Source organism: Calothrix sp. NIES-3974, from assembly GCF_002368395.1.
Classification (GTDB): Bacteria; Cyanobacteriota; Cyanobacteriia; order Cyanobacteriales; family Nostocaceae; genus NIES-3974.
The window spans coordinates 5566539-5577747 of sequence record NZ_AP018254.1 but is presented as its reverse complement, the minus strand read 5'-3'; the positions used below and the strand labels follow the sequence as shown (position 1 = coordinate 5577747).

The window sequence follows — 11209 nt, the reverse complement described above, 5'->3', positions numbered from 1 at the left end:
ATCGGGAAAATCTGATAAAGATAATTGATTTTTACTGATGGTTTATAACTATCTAAAATCGGCAAACTTTTGAACATAAAGTTTTACTTATATATACAATCCGATATTTATTCTGAATTACCCTTTCCTCAGTGATTGCATTTGAGCATATAAGGATGTATAGTGATTTCTAGACAGTTAAAAAAGTCACACACATTCCCGAATGCTAGTCTTTGATTAAGGACTTAATACCCATAAAAGTCAGAAGTCTTTCGCTATTGTTCCTAGCCATACAATTTCATTAGGGCTGGGAATTATTAATATCTTTAGTAATCAGAAAAGATAAGTCTGGAAAGCTTTTTTGTTTCAGACTACAGTTTTTGCCTACCCCAAAAATTAGTTATTTGGATTTAAACGATGTCAGAGATTTTTAATTCCATATCCCGACGCAAATTTATCTTCATTGCTGGTACAACAGCTAGTGCAACGCTATTAAAAGGTTGTTTGGGAAATCCACCTGAATCAGGTGGAAATACAGGTGCTTCCGGAGGTGGAAATACAGCCCAACCAGTAGCAAATGTTGGCTCCGAACAAGCACCAGAAACACCCAAAATCAAATTGGGATACATACCAATTGTGGAATCCGCACCCCTAATTATTGCCTTTGAAAAAGGGTTTTTCCGAGAGTTTGGGATGACCGAGGTCGAACTCTCGAAGCAAGCTTCCTGGGGTTCAGCACGGGATAACGTTGAAATTGGGTCTTCCGGTGGTGGAATTGACGGTGGACAATGGCAAATGCCCATGCCACACTTAATTACTGAAGGCATAATTACTAAAGGAAATCAGAAAATTCCCATGTATGTGCTGTGTCAATTGAATACCCAGGGAAATGGCATTGCGATCGCGAGTAAATGGCAGGGTAAGGGTGTAACATTGCAATTGGCAGGGGCTAAATCTGCAATCACAGCTTTGAAATCATCTACTCCCTTCACAGCTGCGCAGACTTTCCCCGCAGTTAACCAAGATTTCTGGATTCGTTATTGGGTTGCAGCAGGTGGGATTAACCCCGATACCGACATCAAGCTTTTAACCGTACCTGCTGCGCAAACCGTTGCCAATATGAAAACCGGGACGATGGATGCATTTAGTACCGGAGACCCTTGGCCATACCGAATCGTCAAAGATAAAATTGGCTTTTTAGCAGCTTTGACTGCACAAATGTGGAAATATCACCCTGAAGAATATTTAGCAATTCGTGCTGATTGGGTTGATAAACATCCTAAAGCCACTAAAGCTTTGCTCAAAGGAATTTTTAAAGCACAACAATGGTTAGATGATTTTAATAACCGCAATGAAGCCGCAGAAATTTTATCTGGACGAAATTATTTTAACCTCCCCGCAGAGGTATTAAAAGAACCATTCCAAGGTCAATATGATATGGGGGATGGTAACAAAATAAATGATAAAACAATGGCTGCTTATTATTGGAAAGATGGTGATAAGGGAACTAGCACCTCCTATCCCTATAAGAGCCATGATTTATGGTTTATTACCGAAAGTGTACGCTGGGGTTTCTTACCAAAAGATTATATTACTGGTGGTGCAGCTAAAGCAAAAGCCCTGATTGATAAAGTTAATCGTGAAGATATTTGGAAACAAGCAGCTAGTGAAATGGGAATTGCCGCAGCTGATATCCCCAACACCACATCGCGGGGAATCGAAGAATTTTTTGATGGCATTAAATTTGACCCAGAAAATCCTGAAGCCTATCTCAATAGTTTAACCATCAAAAAAGTGTAGTGTTACCATCAGCAAAATAGATAATCACCAGGCATTACGAGACGATAAATATTTCTAGAAGCAGGTAGAATGGTGATAGATATATCATCTCTTGCAATCTTAGAAATACAACCTCATAAGGATAGCCATACTAATAGTATCCGCTAAAATCCAGTTGCAATGCTAATAATGTGGTTAGGCGTTATGAAACATATAATTATCAACGTCATATCCAACAGGTGTCACTATAGACAATTATCAGGATAGCAAGATTCCTTGCGAATAGGACTCATTTAAAATCTTGAATTGCCTATTTTTGCCATACTCTGCTAGTACATAAAGGCAAAAAAACTAGACTCAATCCAACAGCCTTTCTATCATTGGAAATAGTCCTTTTACTTCTTACCACGGTACTAGATTAATCCCGACTTAGATGACTGCACTCCATTTTTAACTATCCCCAAACCATATTACTTCAAGGAGAATATTCCCAATGACAACAGCTCAAAGAAGGCCAGTAAGTGCCACTTTCGATAATTCGTTTATTAACCGTTTACAAAAACAGTTTCCCGAATTAATTCCACCAGCTATTGCCATTGTGATTTTTCTGGTTGTATGGCAACTGTTCACCATTTTACCCGGAGCCACTTTACCAGGACCAATCAAAGTCATTCAAGATACATGGATTTTAATTCTTTATCCTTTTTACGATAAAGGTGGTATTGATAAGGGATTATTTTGGCAAATTTTAGCTAGTTTACAACGAGTGGCGATTAGCTATACTGCTTCGGCAATTGTGGGAATTGCTCTGGGGATTTTAATTGGTGTGAATAAAACAATTAATAAAGCCCTTGATCCACTTTTTCAACTGCTACGTACAGTTCCGCCTTTAGCTTGGGTACCGATTTCTTTAGCAGCCTTAAGGCAAAATGAACCAGCCGCATTATTTGTAATTTTTATCACTGCAATTTGGCCGATTTTAATTAATACGGCAGTAGGTGTGAAAGAAATCCCCAACGATTACAATAATGTCGCCAAAGTTTTGCAACTATCACAAAAAGAATATTTTATTAATATTCTTTTGCCCGCAGCTTTACCCTACATTTTCACCGGGTTGAGAATTGCCATTGGTTTAGCTTGGTTAGCAATTATTGCCGCAGAAATTGTCATGTCAGGGATTGTAGGGATTGGATTTTTCATCTGGGATGCATATCAAAATAATAACGTCAGTGAAGTGATTTTAGCGCTATTCTACATTGGCATAGTCGGGTTATTGCTGGACAAATTAATGCTCTGGATTCAAAATCGAATTATTCCCAGTGAGGGCAGATAATTCTCTTCAATACTGTACCCGAATTTTTCACAAAACCCTAAAACTTTCAGGGAGTAGGGAATGGGAGTAGGGAATAGAAAGATAATTAAGCCTTTACTCAACACTTACCATTCACTCGTGAAAAATACAGATTTGGGTGATGTTTTTACTTCTGTCTCCTATCTTTTGTATCCTGTATTCCTCCTAAATTCAAAACTTGAAATTCCAAATCCGAAATTACCATGAGTATTTTTGTTGGTGTTGACCAGATCGAAAAGGTTTTTGAACTAACTGGTGGCGGTAAATACATAGCCCTCAAAGGAATTAATTTACAAATCAAAAAAGGCGAATTTGTCTCCCTAATTGGTCACTCCGGTTGTGGTAAATCAACCTTATTAAACATGATTGCAGGTTTAGATTTACCAACAGATGGGTTAGTCACCCTAGAAGGAAAACGAGTCACTAAACCCGGACCAGACCGGATGGTGGTATTTCAAAACTATTCCTTGCTACCTTGGCGGACTGTACGGGAAAATATCGCCCTAGCAGTAGATTCAGTAATGAAAGACCTACCCGCAGGTGAACGCAAGGCGATTGTGGAAAAACATATAAATATGGTTGGGTTGCGTCCCCATGCAGATAAACCCCCCACCATGCTATCGGGTGGACAAAAACAACGGGTAGCGATCGCCCGTGCATTGGCAATTCGTCCGAAACTTCTCCTCCTCGATGAACCCTTTGGAGCTTTAGATGCATTAACACGGGGAAATCTCCAGGAACAATTAATGCAGATATGTGAAGAAAATCAAGTGACTGCGGTGATGGTGACTCACGACATAGACGAAGCAGTTTTATTGAGCGATCGCATCGTCATGTTGACCAATGGCCCAGAGTCGAAAATTGGTGATATCCTGGAAGTTGATATTCCCCGTCCCCGTAAGCGCATGGAAGTGGTGGAGCATCCGAGCTACTATAGCCTACGTAGCGAGATGATTTACTTCCTCAATCAACAAAAACGTATCAAAAAATTACGGGCCCGTAAAACTACGGCTATATCCCGTCACGGATTGGAAAAAATTAACCTGGAAATTGGATTTGTCCCCTTAACAGCTTGCGCACCCCTAGCTATTGCTCAGGAAAAGGGATTTTTCCGCAAACACGGTCTCGATGATGTCCATCTTGTCCGGGAAACCAGTTGGCGAGGAATCGTAGACGGAATTGCCGGTGGCTACCTCGATGCAGCCCAAATGCCTTCCGGAATGCCGATATGGATGACCTTGGGTGGACACCGTAACCGTCCCTTACCAGTGGTATCATCCTTAACAATGACCCGGAATGGCAATGCAATTACCCTTTCTCGGCAATTCTTTGAACAGGGTGTCCAGTCTTTAGGTGATTTCCGTAAATATCTCCTGCAAACCAGGGAAAAGCGGCACACAATGGGTGTAGTTCACCCCGCATCCATGCATAATCTTCTACTGCGCTATTGGTTAGCCGCAGGTGGCATTGACCCCGATAGCGATGTACATATTCAAACCATACCCCCAGCCCAAATGGTGGTTGACTTACAGAATGGAAGTATCGATGGCTACTGTGTAGGCGAACCGTGGAATTTACGGGCAGTGGAAGAAGGTGTCGGTTTTACTATCGCCACTGACTTAGAAGTTTGGTTCGGTCATCCCGGAAAAGTCCTGGGAGTGCGGGAAGAATGGGCACAAAAGTACCCAAATACCCACATTGCTTTAACTAAAGCCTTACTGGAAGCTTGTTACTACTGTTCCCGACCAGAAAATGCCGAGGAAATCCGCCAAATCTTGGCCCGTCCCGAATACGTCAGTACTGACCCCAACTTTATCCAATTAGGCGACCCCAATCACACAACCTGCGACTTAGACCACCCGATGCGCGAATATGCCCATCATTTATTCTATGCCGAGTCAGCCGTCAACCGTCCCAGTCGTACCGAGCAAGTTTGGATTATGACCCAGTTAGCTCGGTGGGGTGATACCCCTTTCCCCCGCAATTGGGTGGAAATTGTGGAACGGGTCTGCCGCGTAGGAGTTTTCAGCACCGCAGCCAGAGAATTGGGTTTGGATATTAATTATACCCGTCAACCAATTGAGTTTTTTGACGGGGTGAAATTTAGTGCAGACGACCCGATTAGTTACCTGAACAGCTTAAAAATTAAGCGTGATTTCTCGATTGCTGAAGTAGTTTTAGATACACCAATTTCCACTGCTGCTTAGAGGTTGTTTGAAAAGTCGCTTTTAATACTTAAGAGACGCGACATGTCGCGTCTGTACGGAAAGGAAATCAGGAGTAGTTGATAATTATAAATATACTTTTTGAGCTTCCTTCCTCTATTCCAGAAGATGATTAAAAAAGTATTTATTGACACTTTCCAAACATCCGCTTGGGGTTAAGCATCTTCACTTTTGACTTGCTCTCAAAAATCACCTTCACCACCTCACCATGCAAACTCGTAATTTTATCGCTACAGAAATGCCCAGAAAACCTTTAGGAATAACCCCGAATTCTGACTCAGCTATAACTAGACAACAGCCCTTTCTAGAAATCAAAGATGTTACTAAAGTTTATCCAACTAAAAATGGCCCATTTACCGTTTTAGATGGTGTTAATTTAAACGTTTATCAAGGGGAATTTATCTGTGTTATTGGTCACTCTGGCTGTGGGAAATCAACTTTATTAAATATGGTTTCCGGGTTTAATCAACCCACAACCGGACAGGTTTTGTTATCGGGTAAACCAATTACAAAACCAGGTCCTGACCGGATGGTAGTTTTTCAAAACTATGCATTATTGCCTTGGCGAACTGCATTTGAAAATATTTATTTAGCCGTCAATGCAGTATATCCCAATAAATCAGAAGCCGCAAAAAGGGCGATTGTCCGGGATAATTTGGCAATGGTGGGATTAGCTGACGCAATGGATAAAAAGCCGATGCAAATGTCGGGAGGGATGCGTCAACGGGTTTCCATCGCTCGCGCTTTAGCGATTCGTCCCAAAGTTCTGATTTTAGATGAACCTTTTGGTGCATTAGATGCAATTACCAAAGAGGAATTACAGGAGGAATTATTAAAGATTTGGAACGAAAACCGTTGCACAGTCTTAATGATTACCCACGATATTGATGAAGCATTATTTCTCGCAGACAAGCTAGTAATGATGACCAACGGTCCCCACGCGAAAATCGGCGAAGTGATGAACATTCCTTTCCCTCGTCCCAGAGATCGAGCGCGGATTATGGAAGACCCAGGGTATTATCAATTACGGAACTATGCCCTAGATTTTCTGTTTAACCGTTACGCTCATGATGACGTGGGTTAAAAACCTGCATTTCTCGCACGTGAATGGTAAGCGTCAAGTAACGGCTTAATTTTCTTTCTATTACCTACTCTCCACTCCCTATTCCCTGAGAGTTGGAGAGATTTGTGATAAATCTGGGAAAACTAGTAAGTAGGAAGGCGTAATTATTTGTAAAACCTGTAATTCCGAAAATAAACACTCAACCTTAACAACCGCATTGGTTACGCTTTGCTAAACCATCCCACATTTAATTAGACCCACCTACTTATTTAATTTCGATCCGCACCTAGGTTATGAATTTCATAGCCACTAGGATAGGTTCGTGTTGGTTTATCAATAAAGAAGTCTGATTGCTTTCTTTGGGGTAAATAGCGGACAATTCTCCCCTTTATTTTGAGCGTATTTTCAACTAGCGATCGCACATAAACAGGAGGTTCGGGAAATCCAAATGCATTTAACATATTTGGATCAAATAAAGCCGAGGTAGCTGGTTTAACCAGGGGACGAATTAATGGTGGAAACCAACTTAAAAATAAATCCCGCGTTGATTCACCAACACGACGATTTGCATCGGAATACACAAAATTTTTGGCTTCATATTCCCGGTTAAATTTCATCAATTCTGCATAGGTTGGAGGAATATCCATAATTTGCATTCGCTTCCCCACCTCATTCCAAAAATAAAAGGTTGCTAACTTTTCCTGTTCATACATTTTTCGCCAACCAAACCGTTCATTCCAGCGAATCGGTTCACAGATAAAAGTTGAAAGCACATAGATAAAATCCTCGTTTGCAATCCGAAAACGTCCATGTATTTCATTCATGCGGGCGATCGCTGCTAAACCGCGATCGCTATCGTAACCCCATTTACTAATCTCGGAGACGATGATAGCGGTGTCATCATAACGCTTCTGAGGACGATGGTGAAATTCACCTGTTTTGTCCAACAGTCGCGAAATACTGGGAATACAAAATGTTTTCATCAAAGCTAATTCTAAAGCTTTGACCGTATCCCAAGGAAATTCGTATCCTGTCGTTAGGTGATATATTTCACAATGATTTTTCTGGGGGTCTAAATTTTGGATTTGATATTCCCTTGAATTAGCTCTCTGATTGGAGGACTGAAAAAGTTTCATTGTGAGTAGTGATGAATGAAATTTTGTTCATACTGTATGAATCATAACATGACAAAAGTCATTGATTTACATGACTTTCGCTAGGAGACTCGGAAGGTAATTTATCTGTAGATTACTGTTGGTTCGTGAATTGTAAATCATAATGCTTTTTGCAAGACGCGTTTTGTGCGTCTTTTTTGTGAATTTATCATTCTAATTCGGTTTTGTGATTCATGATGATTCAAAATTATGTAGGCTAAATATAGCGTTTTCCCATCAGACTAGGTACAAAACTAGTTATGACGTTGTTCCCTAGCGACACAAATCATTTTATGGTGAAGCTCTGTCGAACCATATTCAAATCAGATTCCCATGTATTAGGTTCTATAGGTTTCTACTTTCCACCCATTCCCTATTTTCCGCCGAGAACGCGATAATATAAAAAAGCGCAACCAAACAGGAAACGGCAAAATCGGATAGGAAACATGGCACGAGATTTACGGGGATTTATCAAGTTACTCGAAGAGCGGGGACAACTCAAACGGGTCACTGTCCCCGTTGATGCGGATTTGGAGATTGCCGAAATTTCTAACCGCATGTTGGCAAAAGGAGGTCCAGCTTTATTATTTGAAAATGTCAAGGGAGCCGATTTTCCGGTTGCGGTGAATGTTATGGGGACGGTGGAACGGATTTGCTGGGCCATGAATATGCAACATCCCCTGGAATTGGAAGAATTGGGGAAAAAGTTAGCCATGTTGCAGCAACCTAAACCACCTAAAAAAATATCCCAAGCCATCGATTTTGGGAAGGTTTTGTTTGATGTCCTCAAAGCCAAACCCGGACGGGATTTTTTTCCCCCCTGTCAACAGGTAGTATTGCAGGATGATGAGGTGGATTTAAATAAGCTACCCCTCATCCGTCCCTACCCCGGTGATGCAGGGAAAATTATTACCCTGGGTTTAGTAATTACCAAGGATTGCGAAACCGGAATTCCCAACGTGGGAGTGTATCGGTTACAACAACAATCCCGGAATACCATGACCGTACAGTGGTTATCGGTACGGGGAGGAGCGCGTCATCTACGTAAAGCTGCGGAAAAAGGGAAAAAACTCGAAATTGCCATCGCTCTCGGTGTCGATCCATTGGTGATTATGGCAGCAGCTACACCCATCCCCGTCGATTTATCGGAATGGTTGTTTGCGGGTTTATACGGTGGTGAAGGTGTAAAATTGGCTAAATGTAAAACCTTGGATTTGGAAGTACCCGCCGACTCAGAAATCGTTTTAGAAGGAACAATTACCCCAGGGGAAGTGATGACCGATGGTCCCTTTGGCGACCACATGGGATACTACGGTGGTATTAATGAAAATGCCCCCCTAATTAGATTCCATTGCCTAACCCATCGTCGTGACCCCATTTACCTAACCACCTTTAGCGGTCGTCCTCCCAAAGAAGAAGCAATGATGGCGATCGCCCTCAACCGGATCTACACACCAATTTTACGTCAGCAAGTTTCCGAAATCGTCGATTTTTTCCTACCAATGGAAGCCCTCAGTTATAAAGCGGCGATAATTTCCATCGATAAAGCCTATCCTGGACAAGCACGTCGAGCAGCTTTAGCTTTTTGGAGTGCCTTACCCCAATTTACTTACACCAAGTTTGTGATTGTCGTCGATAAGGATATTAATATTCGCGACCCCCGTCAAGTTGTCTGGGCTATCAGTTCCAAAGTTGACCCCAACCGAGATGTGTTCATCCTTCCCGATACCCCTTTTGATACCCTCGATTTTGCCAGCGAAAAACTAGGTTTGGGAGGCAGAATGGGAATCGACGCAACCACAAAAATTCCCCCCGAAACTGACCACGACTGGGGTTTACCTTTAGAATCCGACCCCGAAGTGGCTGCAATGGTGGAACGTCGCTGGGGAGAATACGGTTTCGCTGATTTACAATTAGGGGAAGTTGACCCGAATTTGTTTGGTTATGATATGTGAAGGGAATCGGTAATTCGTAATTCGTAATTCGTAATTCGTAATTTTTACCCTACGATTAAAATCTGCGGCTTGAATCATGATGCTATACATTTTTGTGTTTTACATTAATAAATTAGGTTGCTCAAGACCTGAATGAATTAATTATTAATTTTGTCCGTAATTACGAATTATTAATATATCAGTGTGTAAAGTATATTAAGAAGATGTTTCAACTTGTGGTCGCAACGGGAAATCCCGGTAAACTCAAAGAAATGCAAGCCTACTTAACTGGCTTAAATTGGGAATTAGTTCTCAAACCCGATGAATTAGAAATAGCAGAAACTGGTACAACCTTTGCGGAAAATGCTTGTTTAAAAGCTTCCCAGGTAGCATTAGCCACAGGTAAATGGGCGATCGCCGATGATTCGGGTTTAGAAGTGGATGCACTCAATGGCGCACCAGGGGTTTATTCAGCCCGCTACGGTTCTACAGACAGCGATCGCATTCATCGGTTACTCACAGAACTAAGTGGCAATCCCAACCGTCAAGCTAGGTTTGTGTGTGTAGTTGCCTTAGCCAAACCCGATGGTGCGATCGCGCTTCAATCTACCGGTATCTGTCCTGGTACTATATTAGAAGAACCTCGTGGCAGCGGTGGATTTGGTTACGACCCAATTTTCTACGTACCAGAACAACAACTGACCTATGCCCAAATGACACCCGACCAGAAACGCAGAATTAGCCATCGTGGTCTAGCATTTGCCGATTTAATCCCAAAACTACAGGAATTAGAACTGAATTAGCAATTACCCAACATCCATGTAGAGACGCGATATATCGCGTCTCTACGATATATCGCGTCTCTAGTTATATATATCGTGTCTCTAATTATTCCCATATTAGACATCCATATCTACATTATCAGCCGCGAAAAATATCTCATAGGAACCTAGAAACAGCTTCACAAAATCAAGGGGTAAAATCTCTAATTGAGAACCATAGGAAGAGATAGCTTGATGTTTTTTATCCCGCACAGGAGTAATTGAAAATCGCACAGCCTTGGCAATATCCCTGAATTTCAACTTCACAAATAAAGGTGCTTCCCAAAATAGCCAAATCGGATATTGAAATAATTCCACCTTTATCCTAGTTTGCTTTATCGCTTCCTGAACAAATTGATAGGTGGCTTCATGGTCTTGATGACAATCGCGATAGTGAGGAACGTACACTTCTCCAGGTTGATATATTTCTAGAAGATGACAAATATCCTTAATTGTATTTTCTCTTTCCTCTATCCTTAAGGTTTGTAAATTACCATCCGGTTTATTTAAAAAATAAATTGATGATTCCTCTACTCCCAAAACTTTTAATGCAGTAATTGCTTCCTGCTGACGAGTTTGAATAATACTTCTTTGCTTTTCAGCTTCCAAATCAACAAAACCCAGTCCCCCATCAGTTAAAAAAACAACCACAACCGGTATATCCAATTCCCGCTTAAGAGCAATCATTCCTCCACATCCAAAAGTTTCATCATCCTGATGGGGAGAAAAAACCATAATCGGTTTATGATTAAACTCCAATTTCTCACTACCATAATTCAGAATCAATCTCCGAAGTAGAGAGGAATGGATATACTTAACTTTTTTCAACCAAATATCAGGAAGTATTTTTCTGATGATTTTCAGCACATACTTGACTATCATAAATTTTCCACTTGCTCCAAC

The 11209-nt window shown here is 41.3% G+C and carries 8 protein-coding genes; 6 read left to right on the top strand and 2 right to left on the bottom strand.

What is annotated here, in order from left to right; all coding sequences use genetic code 11:
- Positions 1-396: 396 nt before the first annotated feature.
- From CDC37_RS22170 to CDC37_RS22155, 4 genes are all read left to right on the top strand, one after another.
- Positions 397-1779 carry a CmpA/NrtA family ABC transporter substrate-binding protein gene (locus CDC37_RS22170; RefSeq protein ID WP_096625208.1) on the top strand — a complete coding sequence of 461 codons (1383 nt, stop codon included), beginning with the start codon at positions 397-399 and terminating at the stop codon, positions 1777-1779.
- 472 nt (positions 1780-2251) lie between these two features.
- A complete protein-coding gene (ntrB, locus tag CDC37_RS22165) occupies positions 2252-3091 on the top strand; it encodes a nitrate ABC transporter permease (RefSeq protein ID WP_096625205.1) in 840 nt (279 codons plus the stop codon).
- Between the two features lie 221 nt (positions 3092-3312).
- A complete protein-coding gene (locus CDC37_RS22160; protein ID WP_096625203.1) occupies positions 3313-5316 on the top strand; it encodes an ABC transporter ATP-binding/substrate-binding protein in 2004 nt (667 codons plus the stop codon).
- A 256-nt stretch (positions 5317-5572) separates the two neighbouring features.
- Positions 5573-6418 (top strand): nitrate ABC transporter ATP-binding protein, encoded by an 846-nt coding sequence (locus tag CDC37_RS22155; protein WP_096626532.1) that lies wholly within the window; start codon positions 5573-5575, stop codon positions 6416-6418.
- Between the two features lie 248 nt (positions 6419-6666).
- Here CDC37_RS22155 and CDC37_RS22150 read toward each other — a convergent pair whose 3' ends face one another.
- Positions 6667-7533, bottom strand: a complete 867-nt coding sequence (locus CDC37_RS22150) for an oxygenase MpaB family protein (RefSeq protein WP_096625201.1) — start codon at positions 7531-7533, stop codon at positions 6667-6669.
- A 464-nt stretch (positions 7534-7997) separates the two neighbouring features.
- Here CDC37_RS22150 and CDC37_RS22145 point away from each other — a divergent pair, with 464 nt between their 5' ends.
- Together CDC37_RS22145 and rdgB are read left to right on the top strand one after the other, a co-directional pair.
- Positions 7998-9506 (top strand): UbiD family decarboxylase, encoded by a 1509-nt coding sequence (locus tag CDC37_RS22145; protein ID WP_096625199.1) that lies wholly within the window; start codon positions 7998-8000, stop codon positions 9504-9506.
- A 203-nt stretch (positions 9507-9709) separates the two neighbouring features.
- Entirely contained in the window at positions 9710-10288 is a 579-nt protein-coding gene (gene rdgB / locus CDC37_RS22140) for an RdgB/HAM1 family non-canonical purine NTP pyrophosphatase (protein ID WP_096625197.1), read from the top strand.
- Between the two features lie 96 nt (positions 10289-10384).
- Here the strand turns inward: rdgB and CDC37_RS22135 are convergent, their stop codons facing one another.
- Entirely contained in the window at positions 10385-11188 is an 804-nt protein-coding gene (locus CDC37_RS22135) for a PIG-L deacetylase family protein (RefSeq protein WP_096625195.1), read from the bottom strand.
- Between the last annotated feature and the right edge of the window lie 21 nt (positions 11189-11209).